Origin of the sequence: Robertmurraya siralis (genome assembly GCF_005502275.1) — a bacterium.
In the GTDB taxonomy this organism is placed as follows: Bacteria; Bacillota; Bacilli; order Bacillales; family Cytobacillaceae; genus Robertmurraya; species Robertmurraya siralis.
In genome coordinates this window covers 220,937-238,149 of sequence record NZ_SWLZ01000002.1, presented here as the reverse complement: position 1 = coordinate 238,149, position 17,213 = coordinate 220,937, and the positions used below count along the sequence as shown (strand labels likewise).

General features: G+C 39.1%; 18 protein-coding genes. 13 read left to right on the top strand and 5 right to left on the bottom strand.

Annotation, left to right across the window (positions count from 1 at the left end):
* The first annotated feature begins 8 nt into the window (after positions 1-8).
* Entirely contained in the window at positions 9-1,436 is a 1,428-nt protein-coding gene (locus FCJ93_RS04100) for an amidohydrolase family protein (protein WP_095308863.1), read from the top strand.
* Between the two features lie 161 nt (positions 1,437-1,597).
* On the opposite strand, the gene FCJ93_RS04095 is transcribed toward FCJ93_RS04100, so the two are convergent.
* The 3 genes from FCJ93_RS04095 to FCJ93_RS04085 all read right to left on the bottom strand — a co-directional run bounded on the left by FCJ93_RS04095 (position 1,598) and on the right by FCJ93_RS04085 (position 4,736).
* Positions 1,598-2,695: a DUF1648 domain-containing protein gene (locus tag FCJ93_RS04095; protein WP_137742997.1), complete on the bottom strand. Its 1,098-nt coding sequence runs from the start codon at positions 2,693-2,695 to the stop codon at positions 1,598-1,600.
* A 16-nt stretch (positions 2,696-2,711) separates the two neighbouring features.
* Entirely contained in the window at positions 2,712-3,104 is a 393-nt protein-coding gene (locus FCJ93_RS04090) for a GntR family transcriptional regulator (RefSeq protein ID WP_095308855.1), read from the bottom strand.
* 708 nt (positions 3,105-3,812) lie between these two features.
* Positions 3,813-4,736, bottom strand: coding sequence for a Ppx/GppA family phosphatase (locus tag FCJ93_RS04085; protein ID WP_235879409.1), 924 nt, complete (start codon positions 4,734-4,736; stop codon positions 3,813-3,815).
* Positions 4,737-4,902: 166 nt separating this feature from the next.
* Between FCJ93_RS04085 and FCJ93_RS04080 the strand changes: the two genes are divergently transcribed.
* On the top strand, positions 4,903-7,089 hold the full coding sequence (locus tag FCJ93_RS04080; RefSeq protein WP_235879408.1) for an RNA degradosome polyphosphate kinase: 2,187 nt from the start codon (positions 4,903-4,905) through the stop codon (positions 7,087-7,089).
* Positions 7,090-7,511: 422 nt separating this feature from the next.
* On the opposite strand, the gene FCJ93_RS24765 is transcribed toward FCJ93_RS04080, so the two are convergent.
* Positions 7,512-7,661 (bottom strand): hypothetical protein, encoded by a 150-nt coding sequence (locus tag FCJ93_RS24765; RefSeq protein ID WP_170211201.1) that lies wholly within the window; start codon positions 7,659-7,661, stop codon positions 7,512-7,514.
* Positions 7,662-8,004: 343 nt separating this feature from the next.
* On the opposite strand from FCJ93_RS24765, the gene FCJ93_RS04075 reads away from it, so the two are divergent.
* From FCJ93_RS04075 to FCJ93_RS04060, 4 genes are all read left to right on the top strand, one after another.
* A complete protein-coding gene (locus FCJ93_RS04075; RefSeq protein WP_095308852.1) occupies positions 8,005-8,850 on the top strand; it encodes a PHP domain-containing protein in 846 nt (281 codons plus the stop codon).
* Between the two features lies 1 nt (position 8,851).
* Complete coding sequence (locus tag FCJ93_RS04070; protein WP_137742996.1) at positions 8,852-9,484, top strand: LbetaH domain-containing protein; 633 nt, start codon at positions 8,852-8,854, stop codon at positions 9,482-9,484.
* Positions 9,485-9,618: 134 nt separating this feature from the next.
* Positions 9,619-10,239 carry a class I SAM-dependent methyltransferase gene (locus tag FCJ93_RS04065; protein WP_137742995.1) on the top strand — a complete coding sequence of 207 codons (621 nt, stop codon included), beginning with the start codon at positions 9,619-9,621 and terminating at the stop codon, positions 10,237-10,239.
* A 128-nt stretch (positions 10,240-10,367) separates the two neighbouring features.
* Positions 10,368-11,069 (top strand): GntR family transcriptional regulator, encoded by a 702-nt coding sequence (locus FCJ93_RS04060; RefSeq protein ID WP_095308847.1) that lies wholly within the window; start codon positions 10,368-10,370, stop codon positions 11,067-11,069.
* Positions 11,070-11,296: 227 nt separating this feature from the next.
* Here the strand turns inward: FCJ93_RS04060 and FCJ93_RS25360 are convergent, their stop codons facing one another.
* Positions 11,297-11,464 carry an FCD domain-containing protein gene (locus tag FCJ93_RS25360; protein ID WP_235879407.1) on the bottom strand — a complete coding sequence of 56 codons (168 nt, stop codon included), beginning with the start codon at positions 11,462-11,464 and terminating at the stop codon, positions 11,297-11,299.
* 260 nt (positions 11,465-11,724) lie between these two features.
* Between FCJ93_RS25360 and FCJ93_RS24760 the strand changes: the two genes are divergently transcribed.
* From FCJ93_RS24760 to phnM, 7 genes are all read left to right on the top strand, one after another.
* Positions 11,725-11,913, top strand: a complete 189-nt coding sequence (locus tag FCJ93_RS24760; protein ID WP_170211194.1) for a hypothetical protein — start codon at positions 11,725-11,727, stop codon at positions 11,911-11,913.
* A 239-nt stretch (positions 11,914-12,152) separates the two neighbouring features.
* Entirely contained in the window at positions 12,153-12,578 is a 426-nt protein-coding gene (phnG, locus tag FCJ93_RS04050) for a phosphonate C-P lyase system protein PhnG (protein WP_095308845.1), read from the top strand.
* Positions 12,579-12,591: 13 nt separating this feature from the next.
* Positions 12,592-13,185: a phosphonate C-P lyase system protein PhnH gene (gene phnH / locus FCJ93_RS04045; protein WP_095308843.1), complete on the top strand. Its 594-nt coding sequence runs from the start codon at positions 12,592-12,594 to the stop codon at positions 13,183-13,185.
* Entirely contained in the window at positions 13,185-14,303 is a 1,119-nt protein-coding gene (locus tag FCJ93_RS04040) for a carbon-phosphorus lyase complex subunit PhnI (RefSeq protein WP_095308841.1), read from the top strand. Before phnH ends, FCJ93_RS04040 begins: the two co-directional genes overlap by 1 nt.
* On the top strand, positions 14,300-15,145 hold the full coding sequence (locus FCJ93_RS04035) for an alpha-D-ribose 1-methylphosphonate 5-phosphate C-P-lyase PhnJ (protein ID WP_095308839.1): 846 nt from the start codon (positions 14,300-14,302) through the stop codon (positions 15,143-15,145). Before FCJ93_RS04040 ends, FCJ93_RS04035 begins: the two co-directional genes overlap by 4 nt.
* Positions 15,146-15,991, top strand: coding sequence for an ATP-binding cassette domain-containing protein (locus tag FCJ93_RS04030; RefSeq protein WP_095308837.1), 846 nt, complete (start codon positions 15,146-15,148; stop codon positions 15,989-15,991).
* A gap of 35 nt (positions 15,992-16,026) precedes the next feature.
* Positions 16,027-17,205 (top strand): phosphonate metabolism protein PhnM, encoded by a 1,179-nt coding sequence (gene phnM / locus FCJ93_RS04025; RefSeq protein WP_137742994.1) that lies wholly within the window; start codon positions 16,027-16,029, stop codon positions 17,203-17,205.
* Positions 17,206-17,213 lie beyond the last annotated feature (8 nt).

Sequence of the window (17,213 nt, the reverse complement as noted above, 5' to 3'; positions counted from 1 at the left end):
GCGTCATTTTGAAAGTAGATTTAGTGATTACGCATGCACATGTTTTAACGATGGAAGGACCAGGTGTCGGTTTTATTGAAGATGGGGCTGTTGCCATTAAAGATCATTTAATTGCCGCTGTGGGCAGAACGGATGAGCTCCTTGCAAATATTAAGGCAGAACGAATGATCAATGCAAAAGGAAAAGTCGTTATGCCAGGATTCATTGATGCCCATATTCACACAGGGCTTTCCATTTTGCGGGGAGTGGCACAGGATATCAATAATTGGATGCAAAAAGGGCTTTGGCCATTTTATAAACATGTTACAGTTGATGATGCGATGAAAGGCTCGCTCGTTAATATTATAGAAGGAGTGAAAGCAGGAACGACGACTTTTTGTGATTATGACGAATCGATGAACAAGCTTGTTCATAATTACGTCAAAGTCGGGGCAAGAGCAAGATTAGCAGAAATGATTAATGAAATTCCTCATGACATTGGCAAAGTACCAGTAGGAGAGTTGTATCCATTTAATCCGGCGATTGGTGAGCGAAAATTAAAGAACAATTTAGAGCTTATGGAAAAGTGGCATGAGAGTGAAAATGGTAGAATTACGGTTATGTTTGGACCTCATGGCCCTGATATGATGTCGAAGGAGCTTCTGCTAGAAATACGTGAAATAGCAAAAAGCTATGATACGAAGTTACATATGCATCTGGCACAAGGTGATCGGGAAATAAATCAAATGGTATTAAGATACGGCAAGAGATCGATTCCATTTTTAGCAGAAATTAATTATTTGGATGAACGCCTTATTGCAGTACACTTAACGGAAGCAAATGATGAGGAGACGGTGACCGTGGCCGAAAGTGGAGCCTCGATGATTTATTGTGCGGGGAGCATTGGGATTATTGACGGGTTAGTGCCCCCTATCATTAAATTTTTGCAGGCTGGTGGTGTTGGTGCGTTAGGGTCTGATCAAGCACCTGGCAACAATAATAATAATATGTTCAACGAGATGAAGTTTGCTGCCATTTTGAATAAGGTAAAATACGGTGATCCGACTGTTTTTCCGGCATCACTGGCAATGCGTATGGCGACCATTGAAGCTGCGAAAGCAATTGGTCTAGAACACGAAATTGGTTCATTACGAAAAGGGAAGAAAGCCGATATAATCATTATCGATATGGAGCAGCCAAATTTAACTCCAGTTATCGTTAGTCCGATCCGTAACATTGTGCCAAATCTAGTCTACTCTGCGAGAGGGAATGAAGTGGAAACGGTGATTATTGATGGGAAAATTATTGTCGAAGATGGTGTCGTATTAACTGTCGATGAAAAAGCAGCGATTAAAGAAGCGCAAGAAGCAGCAGAGAAAATTAGTCTTAAAGCGAAAGATGACATCGTTGTTGCCGAAAGTGAATTACTGCAATTTATGGAGAAGGGCTATTTATAGGGGGATATGGAAGAAGGGCAGCCGAGATTTTCGGGTGCCCTTTAAGAATGTTCCAAAGAGACCAATTTGTAAGCGGCTCTTCCTAAAGATCATCAAGCAAAAAAAGAAGTGGAGATAGCGAATAATGGCTTCAATGATATTGACACTTTTCGAACAGGCAACTATTTCGCTAAAAATGTAAAGAGAATAATCGCAATAAGTGGCAGAAAGACAATAAGATAACCAAGTGGATTAGCAAAGTTTATTGTCCAACCAATACCGAACCGTTTTTCAACAAAAATCGATGGGTCATTTTTGTTGAAATAAAAGAGACCGCCTTTCCAATAGGAATCCTCATTGGAGTCGACGATTTTCTCCTGTATTTGCGGGGCTGTTTTTTTATCTGATAGCCCCACTTTGACAGCAAAGACAATCGCGCTTACTAAGATAAGAACAAGGAAGCCTAGCGGTACCAAGAACATGGCTGTTGCAGAAAAAATAGTTGGGTGAATGGTTTGTAATTGAAAGTAGCTGATCAACATCGTAAGAAGCATACTGATAAAAAACATAAACCAGCTTGAATATTTTCGTAAGGTAAGCTGTCTTTGTCGCGATACTTCTGTGCTTTCGCTGTTTACTTTAATGCCCGATTTCTTCGTTCCTACATGAAGGCCTAAAAACATGAGCTGCATAATCAAAAGGGTCAGAGGAAGAAGAAGTACTGAGAGCATTGTTTTTTCAGTAAAGGCATCTGGTTCTCCGTTTACTCCCCAATGGGTTGGAATTTGCTGCGGTAATAAATCGTATTGAATAATGGTGTAAATCATGACGCCAACCGTAATTATCATTGGTAGTAAGTACACTTGCCAAGGGAGCATTTCATCATGAGCGCGTGCTGATAAATCAGCGACTTTGATGTTCTTTAAGTTTTCAGTCCAATGATTTATTTTCTTCAGCCGCATGGTTTTTCCATGGAAGTAAAAATAGAGGGCAAAGCTAAAGAGAATAATCGCAAACTCAAGGAACGTTCCAATCAAAACAATTTGCTCCTGGGTGACCGGTTGTAAGAGGGCCCATAAAAGATAGCTTGTTAAAAGGATAAGCGAAAACACACTTACAAACAGTGAATATTTTTTCTTATAGGAGAGCAGCGTCTCATTGCGCAAATAATTCTCAGGGATCGTTACTCCGAAAATGATGGAGCGATTTACTAGAAAAGGAATCGTTGTTTGAATTCCGGCAATAATAATGGCGATAAAAAGAAAGATAGTTAAAGTCATCGTAATACCTCCTGTATTATTTTAGTTGCCCGTTGCTTTTTTTAAACTCCTCAAGTAGAGTATCAACAAGCTCTGTTATCTGTATGGTGGGCATTCCTATAACTAAAGATTCAGCAATAAGATGCTTATATTCATCTTTAAGTTTATTGATAGTACTCTCGTTGAAATCCTGCGGTGATGCAATCACAGCACCAGACTTCGGAACGATCCGAATAATGCCCTTTTGTTCTAAATGATGATAGCTTTTATTGACTGTGTGCATATTAACGCCAAGGTCAGCTGCAAAACTCCTAACAGATGGAAGCGCCTGCCCTGCTTTTATATATCCCCGTGCTATACCCTCAATAATTTGATTCGATATTTGCAAGTAAATGGGGATGTCTGATTCGGATTCAATTCGAATGATCATCATTCTTCCTCCAATCTGTTCTATATTTATTATAACAAATCTGTTCTATTTTGTATAGAACAAAAAATATTCAGGCAAACTTGCCGATCTTATTAAATATGTCCGCATGAAGTATCTATGAGGATATACTTAAGTGAAGAAAGCAAACTCGTATGAGGACAAACTCAAGAGGAAAAAAGCAAAATCGTGTCCGCATGAAGTGCTCATGAGGACAAACTCGGGTGAAAAAACAGCAATTATGTCCGCATGAAGGTTCCATGAGGACAGACTTGTGCAAAAAAACGGCAATCATGTCCGCATGAAGGTTCCATGAGGACAAACTCGGGTGAAAAAACGGCAATCATGTCCGCATGAAGGTTCCATGAGGACAAACTAAAGCCAAAAAAGCAAAGTCATGTCCGCATGAAGGGTCCATGAGGACAAACTCAAACGCAAAAAGCAAAACCATGTTCGCATGAAGAGCTCAAGAGGACACGCTCAAACGAAAAAATAAAACTCGTGTCCGCATGGAGTGCTCATGAAGTCAAGCCCATTATCATGTGTGAATCTACTCCAAAACAAAACAATTTTATTCAATTTTTTGTGTACGGGATGGGGGCTCCTTCGTATACAAAAATTTGCGCTCTGTGTTTTCTGGTTCGTTTCCTTTTTGTTCCGGATTTCTTCTATTTCCAACTTCTTCTGCATAGTCTGTTAAGACGGGCCCAACTAAATGATATTATGCTGCTCACCTGATACACTTAACTTTTCCTTTAAAATTCCATCTCTAATTGATTTTTCGCTAAAGATAAAGTGACGTGTTTGTACAACCTCCATTAGAGTTAAAAATGTTATAATTCCCGGGATAATAATGTCTTTTCGTTTTTTTGATAACCCTTTGATTTTTGAACGCTCCTCAACGGATAATGAAGATAGCTCTAATAAGATTTTGTTTATATCATCGAATGTTAGTGAATGTTCGTTTGTATGCTGTGCTTTTTGATAAATTCTTCCGAGATTTCTGGCCGTTCCACCGATTCCGATAATCGGATAGTTAACATTGGCAAGCCAAGGAAGATTTTGAAATTGCGAAAGTAGAAATGTTCGAAGTTCCCCTAATTGTTTTGTTGTAACCTGTTCCCCAAAAGCAAACTTCGAATTTAAGGAAACGGCGCCAAACGGAAAGCTGAAAAATTCCACTAAATTTCGTTTGTGGAAGAGGGTAATTTCTGTACTTCCGCCGCCAATATCAATGGTTATGCCATCCTTTAATTCAATGGAATCAATCACACCTAAATATCCGTAATAAGCTTCTTGATACTCACTTAACAATTTTATCGAAATATCCGTTTGTTTTTTGATTTCGGTTAAGATTTCTTCTTGATTAGATGATTGTCTGATGGCGGCTGTCGCAAATGCAATCAGTTCATCAATTTCCAGTGAATTCATAGTCCTTTGAAAATCTTTCAGTGTCGTAATGACAAGCTCGATTCCTTCTTTCGATAATTTGCCGTTTTCCATATAGTTAATAAGACGTGCAGCCACTTTTTCTTTTTGGATCTCTTTATAATGACCCACGCAATCTATCTGATATATCGCTAAACGAATAGAGTTGGAGCCCATATCGATTAATGCTACAACTTTATTTTTCAATTTTAAAACACTTCCTTTAAAAATGATTATCTAACTATTATAACTATATAAATGCTAGAAAAATCACCATGCCTAAAAATAAACAAAAAAATACATATAATTTACAAAATTTTTACATTAATAGTGTACTGTAATGATGTTAGAAAGAAAAAAGGAGTTGGGATTAGTGCAAACAGCTGATGAAAGCTCTGTAGCAGTAAATTTAAATAATCCTGATCATTACAATAATAGAGAATTAAGCTGGTTGGATTTTAATTATAGAGTATTAGAAGAGGCATTGGATAAACGGAATGCTTTGCTAGAACGTTTTAAGTTTTTATCCATTTTTAGTTCCAATTTGGATGAATTCTTTATGGTACGTGTGGCTGGTCTTCTTGATCAAGTGAAAGCAGGCTATAATAGGCCTGAAAATAAGGCTGGATTGACTCCGAAGGAACAATTATCTGCGATCTCTAAATTGACTCATACGCTCGTAAAGATACAAGACCATGCCTATCTGAATCGGTTAACGCCATTATTGGCAAAAGAACGTGTCAAATTTGTATCAATAGATGATGTTTCACCACAATGGTTAACTTTTCTGGAGCATTTTTTTGATGAACAGATTTTTCCAGTATTAACCCCTATGGCAGTGGATGCCTATCGACCTTTTCCAATGCTCTTAAATAAATCGCTTAATCTTGCTGTTGTGATTGAAGAAAAGCTAGTTGAAAAAAAGAAGCATTTTCCTTTTGATGGAAATCTTGTTATAGTACAAGTTCCTGCTGTTATCAATCGTTATGTCGAATTGCCATTAGAGAACGACGAAAGGGTGTTTGTTCTTTTAGAAGAGATTATCGCTAAGTTCATTAACAAGCTTTTATTAGGATATAATGTTAAATCTGCCACTCCATTTCGGATAACCCGTAATGCAGATTTAAATATTCATGAGGACGAAGCTGAGGATCTCCTGCATGAGATTGAAGAGGAATTAAAGAAACGGAAGTGGGGAGCGGCAGTTCGGTTAGAAGTGCAACAGCAGCGCAGTGATAGGCAGGTAATTGATTATTTAATCGAGGAGTTAGAAATTCATAAAAATGATGTTTATTCCTTACAAGCACCACTTGATTTGACCTTTCTTTTTTCGTTTATAAAAACCATTGAAGCTACACACGAACATTTAGTTGGAACCTCTTTTATCCCTCAACCTTCTGCTGATTTAGAAGGGGAAGGAGATATTTTTCAAATTATTCAGCAGCGTGATGTTTTGCTCCACCATCCGTATGATTCTTTTGAACCGGTTATCGACTTTATTTCACAAGCTGCTGATGATAAAGATGTTCTTGCCATTAAACAGACGCTTTATCGGGTCAGCGGCGATTCTCCAATTATCAACAGCCTTAAGCGTGCTGCGGAGAATGGCAAGCAAGTAACGGTTTTAGTCGAACTGAAGGCGCGATTTGATGAAGAAAATAATGTTCAATGGGCTAAAGAATTGGAGATGGCAGGGTGCCATGTTATTTATGGAATGACCCATTTGAAAACACATAGCAAAATTACCCTCGTTGTGAGACGTGAAAATGGAGGTATCCAGAGATACGTCCACTTAGGTACGGGGAATTATAATGATGCAACAGCAAAAGTTTATACAGATATGGGATTGTTTACTGTCAATCATAAAATTGGGATAGATGCGACAAATTTTTTTAATTTTCTAAGTGGCTATATGGTCAAACCGACGTTTTATTATCTGGCTATTGCCCCTTTTGGGATTCGAGATGCTTTTATAGAGCTTATTAATGAGGAAATTGCTTATCATAAACGATTTGGAAATGGGAAAATGATTTTGAAAATGAATTCTTTGTCAGATAAAACGCTCATCATGAAATTATATGAAGCCTCCATTGCTGGGGTGAAAATCGATTTAATTATAAGGGGAATTTGTTGCTTGCGCCCTGGGGTAAAAGGGGTTAGTGAAAATATTACGGTACGCAGTATTGTTGGCACATTTTTAGAGCATACGAGAATTTATGGTTTCCATCATAACGGTGTGAATAAAGTGTTCTTATCTTCTGCGGATTTAATGACCCGTAATATGGAAAATCGAATTGAGATTCTCTTTCCTATTCTTGAGAGCGACCTGAAGCTGCGAATTCATGATATTTTAAATTTAATGCTTAGAGACAATTGCAAAGCACGTGAACAAGATTCAACGGGAAAGTATCATTATGTGAAAAGAGCAGATGGTGAAGAAGAGATTGATAGTCAACAAATCTTATGTGAAAAAGCTCATGAGAATAAAAAACAGATTGAAAGTAAAGAATCAAGCTGGACATTTAAGAGTTTTTGGTCAACGTTGTTTCCAAAAGAATAAAAATATTAAAGAGGCATCCATTCTTTTTATTATATTTTTTCAAACTTTTCGATGTAATGTGTAGGAATTATTGCAAACGACAATGAAAAGAATTGGGGAATTATGCAAAAAAAGAAGGCGATGTAAGTGAAATCAGTCAAGCTTCTGGCATTATTTTTGTTCATTATTTAACGTTTCATTCGTCTGAACTCGCTAAAATTATCCAAACAGAAGGTGGTATAAAATTGATCTGTGCTATCAGTGGAAAATCAACGAACCTTTTATAGCAAAAATGAGCCAAATATGATTGGTGAATGCTCCCCGGAAAAGCAAGTGTCTGGAGCGGAAATCAACGAATTTTAACTACAAACGACATCGAGGGTCTCGATGTCGTTTGTTGACAGGCCGAGACGCTTCCATATGGGAAGGTCTCACTTTATATTTTACTCATTTGTTTCTTCGGTTTCAGTTTCTCCAGGTGTTTCAGTTTCATTCTCCTCTGTATCAACCTCATTTTGGTCTGCACAACCTGTTAGAACTCCAGTGAAAAGTAACGCTGCAAGCAATGTTAATGATAAATTCTTGAACTTCAAAAGAATCACCTCATTACGTAAATTTTTTTGATACTACCTTAGTTTAAATCCAGATTATTAATGGAATATAAAAAGCCATGCTACTTTCTGTTAATTATTTCCGGTAAAAACGGCCTAAATTAGCAACAAATAAGGTAAGACTTAGCACCCATAATTAGCCTATATTCTAGCTTTACAAACTAAAAATGAAAGGATCTATTGAAATCTTTTTTTACAATCCCTTAAAAAGAACTTAACTTCTGCTTAACCATTTGTACTTGGTACCAAGTTATTCTTGAATTAAGAAGATGTCGGGACATGGATGCGGTTTAAATAGATTAAAAATATAGAGGAGGTAGCCTTCATGAAGGTAGAATTTCATTGTCATACCAATATTTCGGATTGTCCACTATCCATTGAGGAAGTTTTAGAGTTGGCTTTACTCCAAAATGTAAGTCATTTGGCGATAACAAACCACGATACAACAAAAGGTTTGGAAGAAGCGGGAAAAGTGGGAAAGAAGTATGGAATTGAAATTATTCCGGGTATTGAAGTGTCAGGCTATGACTTTCAAAGGGAGAGAAGAGTTCATATATTGGGCTATTTTATTGAACCCGGACATGCAGCGATTGAGGCGGTTTGCGGTCCACTGGTAGAACAAAGACATGAGATTTCAAAGGAAATGGTTCAAAGGCTAATAGATAGCGGGTATGATATTACTTGGGAAAGATGTTTAGAGATTGCCCGTGGAGGAACGGGTGTATACAAACAGCACATTATGCAGGTTTTAATAGAGAAAAAATATACGAACTCTATTTATGGTTCACTTTATAAAAAAATATTTAATAGAAAACCTCCAGGTATTGCATTTATTCCGATGCAATATATTGATGCTAAAGAGGCTGTTAAAATGATTCGACAAGCAGGTGGTGTTCCAGTGTTAGCCCACCCAGGCCAATATGGAAATTTTGAAATTGTTCCAGAATTGGTGGAAGCCGGACTAGAAGGGATAGAGGTCTGGCATCCACTTCATAATAAAGAGCATGAGGCGCAAGGAAAACAGTTGGCAGGGGAATATGATCTTGTTATGACAGGAGGCTCGGATTTTCATGGGGCGTATGGGGAAAAGCCTGTTCTGATTGGAAGTAAAAGTCCGGGCATTGAAACATTGCATGCTCTACAATTACGGAAAGAAAGGTTGAAAGTTTAATATGCCTTTCATCTATCAGCCTAACGAAGAAAGGAAATTGTCGACAACACCTAGTATCGATCCCTCGAGCCAAATTATCGATAGCTTTGCTGGGGCTTGGACGTCAATAGGCGCAAATAATAAGATTGTGGAATCTTCTTTTGGTGATTACACTTATACGATGGACGGCGTCACTGTTAATTATTCAGAAATAGGGAAATTTTGTTCTATTGCCTCTCATGTATGCATTAATCCTGTCCAACATCCGATGGAACGGGTATCGCAGCATCACATGACTTATCGAAAAATTGCCTATTGCCTTGATGATAAGGACGATGAGGATTTTTTTGATTGGCGCCGTACCAAAAAAGTGAAAATAGGACACGATGTTTGGATTGGACATGGGGCGATCATTATGAAGGATGTGGAGATCGGAACAGGTGCCGTTATTGGCTCTGGGGCGGTAGTAACAAAAGATGTAGCCCCGTATATGATCGTTGTCGGTATACCAGCGAGACCGTTAAAGCGAAGATTTCCGCAAGAATTATCTGAAAAACTATTAAAAATTGCTTGGTGGAACTGGTCGAGAGAAAAGCTTGAAACCCACTTTGAGGATTTCAATGATATGGAGACATTTATTAAAAAGCATGGGTGAAGTATAATAAATGGTGTGCCCTAATTAGTTAGGGCTTTTCCTATTTAATACGGATGCCATCCACAACAACTTAGTGCACATTTATTTTTTTGAAAATTTTTAAAATGATACGGACGAATGGAAGGTGGGAGCAAATGAAAAAAGATCGGTTAATTAAAAAATTTGATAAACAAGCAAAAATGTATGAGAACAATCAACATCATCACAGAATTGCAGGATGGAGAAAAGACTTGATTAAAAATGCATACGGAAAAGTGTTGGAAGTGGGAGTTGGAGCTGGGGCAAATTTTCCTTATTATAATCAGGCTAATGTTGAAATAACAGGTGTTGATTTTAGTTCAGAGATGATAAAAAGTGCAAAAAGAGCTGCAGACAGGTTTCAAGTGAAAGCAGAGTTTATGACAAAGGATTTAGAAGAGTTATCGTTTGCAGATAATTCTTTTGATTGCATCGTATCGACTCTTTCTCTTTGTACCTATACTGACCCAATTGCCGTTTTACGAAAATTCAACCGCTGGTGCCGTGAGGGAGGACGTGTATTGCTGATGGAGCATGGCCTGAGCTCTAATCCGTTGCTTTCCCTTGCTCAAAAAATAATAGATCCAGTCTATAAACAAATCTCTGGATGTCATTGTAATCGGAATTTTCCCGAACTTATGAAAAAATCACATCTTCAAGTTGAACATATGGAACGGTACTGGTCAGATATCTTTGTTTTAATACAGGCAAAGCCTTTAAAAGAGCAGATAAACTAACGACGGGCTTTGTTTTGTACAAGAGCTTCTTATCGAGAGTTACCTTATAAAATTAACATGGGCGTAACACGAAGTTTAAAATGAATCGTTATACTCGTTTTAGATCGTTCAAAGGGGGATATGCCAAATTGTCTGAAAAAGCAATATTGGTTGATACATTAATTTCGGAAATACAAAAAGGAAATTATAAACCGAATGATAAGCTGCCATCTGAAAATGAATTGGCAGATTATTATCAAGTACCGAGAATCGTTGTTCGTAAAGCTTATGAGCGTCTGCAAGAACTTGGTTATATTTTTTCGAAACAAGGAAAAGGGAGCTATGTTCAAAATCAAAAGCTGCAAATTCCTCTCATTTTAACAGGAGATGTAAGCTTTAGTGAAAAAATGCAAGAACTGAATTATCGCTTTGAGACAAGGAATATTGCTTGTGAAGAGATTGCCTACGACACTTCCATATTTCATGCTTTAAATGCTGGAAAAAATGCTGTTGTATATAAAATCAGTCGCTTGCGCATTGTAGAAGATTGCCCGATAGCGGTGCATACTTCCTATTTATCTCAAACTGTTTTTGCCAATATTAAAAGGGAAGGGAGTGAAATTTCTTCCATTTTTCAATTTTTCCGAAAACAGGGCTATAGCGACTTTGAAGCGCTGAAAACAAAGCTGACTGTCATTTTTCCGAATAAAAAGGAAAGAGAACTGCTAAAATGCCCTAGTCTTGTACCGCTGTTAAGCTTAGAATCAGGCTGCATAGATCGTAGAACAGGGCAGGTGTTGGAGTATTCGAAAAATATTTACAGAAGTGACTGCTTCACTTATATTATTTAAGTTCCTTGCAAAAAAAAGAGCAGTCAAGGTGATTGCTCCGTATTTTCAGGACGTATATGGTTTAAGTCAAAAAAACTCGGAATTTTTAATATACTCGCCAAAGTGCTCCTGAAAATCTAGCGAGTTTATATCTGCTTATAGGTGATGACGCACGATCTCAGCAATTTTCTCTGCTTCGCCTAGGACAAGAAGACCAATCATCAATTCATGCTCTTTATGGATTTCTGCTAGTTTGTCTTTCGATGCATATTAAGTCGTCTGAATCTTATATAGTGAACTTGAAACAGCTGTATTAAATTCCATAGAAATCCTCTCCCGGCAAGATCATATAAAGTTTTATGAAAAGCATCATCGAGCTGGAGAAATGTCTCTAAACCATCCTTTTTGTTTGGCAAGAATTGTTTTTAATTCATTCAACCCCTTTAATGGAAGATGGTCCTTTTTTCCCCCGTAATTTCTTGTTCCAATCTACTTCTTAAGAAAATAAGCTGCTCGACAGATTCAAGATCAATGTAAGCAACGATGCTGCCTTTTTTCGGATGAATATTAATGTTATTTTCTACCGCGAATCAGAGTATGTGAAATCTGATAGCGTTCGGATAAGTCGTTTCGCAAATATGGTTCTAAGCCTTAACTGCAAAGAAAGAATGAGATTATGCCACTTAATGCGGAAATGCGCGCAATGCGAATGCAGCTCCACGCAACCGAGTCAATATTTCGCAATAATGCGGAAATCGGCGCAATCAATGTGGAAACGTGGGCAATCCAAGTGGAAATCGGCGCAATTAATGCAAAAACAAGCGCAATCAACACAGAAACCCGCGCAATTCCAGCGCAAACGTGAATCCTCCCCCGTGAAAATGCACGTAGTCAATACATAGACCAGTGCAATCCCAACCAAAACTCCCGCAATCTCCGACAACTGACTTTCCAAAAATCTCTGAGCTAGCATTAGCTGGTAAAAGAGTTGTATGTAACGCTTTTTACAAAACCAATACAAACTTTATGATTCTTTTACGTTCACTTACTTGGCAACAAGGTAGATTTAAGATGTGAAATCAATACATAGACGGAGGCCCTGAGATGAAAAGAAGACGAAGAACGGAAATCTTAATCAATGGCTCTCGAACGCTAGTAGAACAACTGGCTCAAACCATTGCTGACAACTATCGGGTAAAGGTGATTCAAGAGCCAGAGCATGGTTTAGTGATGATGAAAGTGAGAGAGACCTCAAAGAAATCACTATTTTATCTAGGAGAGGCTTTTGTGACGGAGTGCAAGGTTCAGGTAGAAGGGGTGGTTGGAATGGGCATTGTTATTGGCGACCAACAGGACCTTGCTTATAAATTAGCTATTATCGATGCTGCCATTGAAGCACAATTAGCAGAAACTGACGAATGGAGCAAGCTTTTAGAAAGTGAGGAAGAAAAGATTTTAAAGGCGAGAAAGTTAGAAGACCAGTCAATATTGAAAACAAAGGTTCAATTTGAAACGATGGATGTTTCATAAGGAGGAATAGAAGGTGAAGCTAGATATGGTTCACGATATTCAAACAGTGTATCGGAAGCTTGTTGATGCGATGGCAAGACCTGGGCAATTGGCTGATTTATCGAAGGAAGCGGCCTTAATTGAGGAGAACGAGGCAAGGCCATTTCTTCTCTTGGCGTTCACGTTATTTGATCAAGAAGTAACATTTAAAGTTTTCTCAAAAAGAGAAGCAGCGATTTCAAAATTGATCCATCAGTATACAAATGCGCGACCAGCTGCTATAGAGGAAGCAGACTACATCTTTGTTTTGGCGGATGCAGAGAAAACTGCCTTAAAGGGCGCCATTGAAAGAGCTAAACATGGCACATTAAAAAATCCGCATGATTCTGCAACGATTTTTGCGGAAGTTGATGAAATTACCAATACCTCAACATTGAAGTTAACGGGGCCAGGCATTCAAAGCGAAGAGCAAGTCCATGTGGAGACGGAAAGCGAGTGGCTGGCAGAGCGTCAAGTGAAAAACAAGGAGTATCCACTTGGAGTGGATTTAATGTTTATCGATCGTCGCCAACAGCTTCTTGCGTTGCCGCGAACAACACAAATTACGATAAATAGGGTGATTGTTTAATGGGATATGTAGCAGTTAAGGGTGGCACACTTGCGATTGAGGAATCGATAAAGCGCCTCAAATATGAACGGATCCAACGAGGGCAAACGATTGAAGTGGGAAGAATACAAGCAGGAATGCGTGGACTTATCGATCAGGTTATGTCTGAAAGCAGCCTTTACGACGAAGCGCTTGCAGCTCTAGCCATTAAGCAGGCTGAAGGAAATCCAGAGGAAGCGGTCTTTTTATTAAGGGCATTTCGCTCAACCGTTCCAAGAAAGCATTATTCAAAGGTAATAGAGTCCCAGGATATGAAAGTGGAGCGCCGCATTTCCGCCAGTTTTAAAGATATTCCCGGTGGACAAATTCTCGGAGCAACAACTGATTATACACACAGGCTTCTTGATTTTCAATTAATGACTGAAACGGATAATAGTGTTCAAGAATGGTTGCATCATTATCTATCCGAAAAATCTGATCAGGAGCTATCAGGAGAACTGAAACTGCCAAAAGTGCTTGATTACTTACGAAAAGAAGGTCTCATTTCTCCATGTGAAAACAACGATCGAGAGCCGGATGATGTGACGCGAGAAAGCCTTGAATTCCCTTCGACTCGAAGCCAACGGTTACAGGTGTTAACGAGAGGACAAACGGGGGCTGTGACGTCGTTTGCTTATGCGGTTATTCGTGGCTATGGTGATTTGCATCCAACAGTAGGGGAACTGCGAGTGGGGAAGCTGCCTGTAACAGTTGCTCCTCCAGCCTCGGAGGAGAATGATGTGGAAAATGACTATTATATTGGGGGCGTTAAGGCCACGGAAGTAGAAATGCTTATGCCCTTCACTGTTGAAAAAGAGTATGGGAAAAAAGAGATGGAGTTCGAAATCGGCTATGGTCTGTGCTTAGGACAAAATGAAACAAAAGCAATTGCAATGGGGATTCTGGATCATTGTCTTGAGCACCCAAATTTAGAATTTCCAAGTCATAATGAAGAATTTGTGCTCTATCATATTGATTCTGTTGAATCAACAGGCTTTATTTCACATTTGAAGATGCCCCATTATGTAACCTTCCAATCAAAATTGGACAGTGTGAGAAAAACGAGAAAAGCAGCAAGAGAAGAGGTGAAGAACGGGTGAATACAACCTATAATTTCGCTTTTTTTGATGAGGGCTCAAAACGAGAGATTCGTAGAGCGACTCTTAAGGCGATCGCCATTCCTGGCTATCAAGTTCCGTTTGCCTCAAGAGAGATGCCAATTGGCAGAGGCTGGGGAACCGGTGGTCTGCAATTAACACTTTCATTAATAGGAATGAAAGATGTTCTAAAGGTAATCGATCAAGGTTCAGACGAATCGGTTAATGCCGTCAATATAAAGAAGCTTGTTTCCAATACGACAGGAGTGGAGGTAACCGAGCACACTTCTAAGGCGACCTTGATTCAATCAAGGCACCGCATTCCTGAGGTGCCTTTAACAAAGGAGCAAATCCTGGTTTTGCAGGTTCCGTTGCCGGAGCCGCTACGCTATTATGAGCCAAGTGAAACGGAAACAAAAAAGCTCCATGCGGAAAAAGAATATAGTGGAGCATGGCTGATGCTGTTTGAACAGATTATGAAATATGGGGGTATGGCAACAGGTGCCGATCATCCAGTTCTTGTTCATGATCGCTATGTGATGGCGCCTAGTCCAATTCCCCGTTTTGATAATCCAAAAATGAATGCAAATGAGGCTTTGATCTTGTTAGGAGCAGGACGTGAAAAGAAGGTATACGCTGTTCCTCCATATACAAAGGTGGTTTCACTAGATTTTGAGGACTACCTATTTCAAGCGGAAATTTTTGCTGATAAACATTGCCGCATATGCGGGCAGACTGACGTCTTTTTGGATGAGCTTGTGGATGAATTAACGGATGAAACCGTTTATCAATGTAATGACACGAGCAATTGTCTCGAAAAATTAAATTCCGTTGGAGTGAAATAAATGACAGATTTTGAGGTGCCGGTTTTATCGGTGAAAAATTTGAATAAGCAATATGGGCCAGGCTGTTTAAAGTGTCGAGGTGGGGAATCTTCCAGTCTTGTAAAAAACTATTGTCAAGTTTGCGGAACGGTATACGCCTGTCGCAATGTTTCCTTTGATGTTTTTCCAGGAGAGGTTTTAGGAATTGTCGGTGAAAGCGGCAGTGGGAAATCAACATTAATGCAATGTCTTTACTTTGATCAGGAAGTGACGAGTGGTGAGGCATACGTTAGTGACTATGAAAATGGGGAGAAGAATTTATTTCAAGAATCTTCCCAGCAGCAACGCTATATTCGCAATCATATTATGGGGAAGGTCTATCAAAATCCATTATTAGGTTTACGGATGAATTTTTCCTCGATTGGCAATATAGCAGAAAAGCTGATAGCTGCCGGCAATAACCATGTTGGGATGATGGAAAGCAGAGGAACTGAACTGTTGAATAAAGTCCACATCCCCGTGCACCGCAGAAAAGAAGCGCCGAAAAATTTCTCTGGTGGTATGCAGCAACGTGTTCAAATTGCGAAAGCCCTTTCCAATCATCCGCCATTACTTTTGTTAGATGAAGTTACAACAGGACTTGACCTTTCTGTTCAAGCGAGTGTTCTCGATTTAATTAAAAGTTTGCAACGAGAGCTTGGCATTAGTATTGTTCTCGTCTCCCATGATTTAGGCGTTATCCGCATGCTTGCCGATCGGACACTTGTGATGCTAGAAGGAAAAGTGATCGAGCAAGGACTCACGGATCAGATTTTAGAGGATCCACAGCAGCCATATACACAGCAGCTTGTTCATTCCTTGCTTTAGAGGTAGAAAAATTTGGATGTTAAGGAGGAAGGATTTTGTACGTCATCACAAACGGTCGATTGATCACCGAAGAAACGGTGTTACATGGCTATGATTTATTAATAGAGGAAGATCGGATCGCTAAGATTGCTCCAAGAGGAGAAATTAAGTTTCTGGAAGGGCTTGAAATTATTGATGCAGGTGGCGGTTATGTGTCACCAGGTTTTATTGACATCCATTCAGATTATATTGAACATATGGCGGCTCCACGGCCGACTTCGCTAATGAACTTTGACTTAAGTTTGCGAGAATCGGAAAAGGAGCTAATCACCCATGGAATCACAACGATGTTTCATTCCCTTTCTCTTTATAAAGGTTCGGATTATGATTATAAGCCAATTCGTGAGCCTCACAACGTTCGTAAATTTATCGATTTAATTGAGAGGAGTCACCATACAAAGCATCTTGTACGTCATCGTTTTCATGCCCGATTTGAGATTGATAATGTTGAGGAAATTGCCAATCTAAAACACTATATTACCGAGAATAAAGTTCACTTAGTATCGTTTATGGATCATACTCCAGGTCAGGGACAATATCGTCATTTAGAGGTTTACCGCAAAACAGTGCGAGGCTATAACAGCCTTAGTGATACATCGATTGATGTGCTAATTCGTAATCATCAGACGAAGGAAAAGCTGTCGATTGAAGACATTAAGGAAATTGCCAAGCTCGCCCACAAGCATCAGATTGCCGTTGCTTCCCATGACGACGATACGATTGAAAAAGTAGAGCTCGTTCATAGCTTTGGCACTAGCATTAGCGAGTTTCCGATTACACTCGAGGTGGCGAAAAGGGCTAAGGAACTCGGCATGTTTACCATTGCTGGAGCTCCCAATGTGCTGTTAGGAGGCTCTCACAGTGGGAACTTAGGGGCAGCTGAAGCAATTCACGAGCAAGCAATTGATATTTTATGCAGTGACTATTATCCAGCAGCGATGCTCCATTCTATCTTTACTTTAGTAGATAAAAATGGGCTCGATTTAGCAGACATGATGAAGCTAGTTACAATTAATCCTGCCAAGGCAGTCAAAATGGATCATGACATCGGCTCCCTTTGTGAAGGGAAAAAGGCTGATCTATTAATTATTGAAAAAATATCGGATGATTTTCCTGTTATTACAAGCGTCTTTGTTGACGGTAAACTAATTCAAAAAACAAATTACCGGATTTAAGAAGGAAG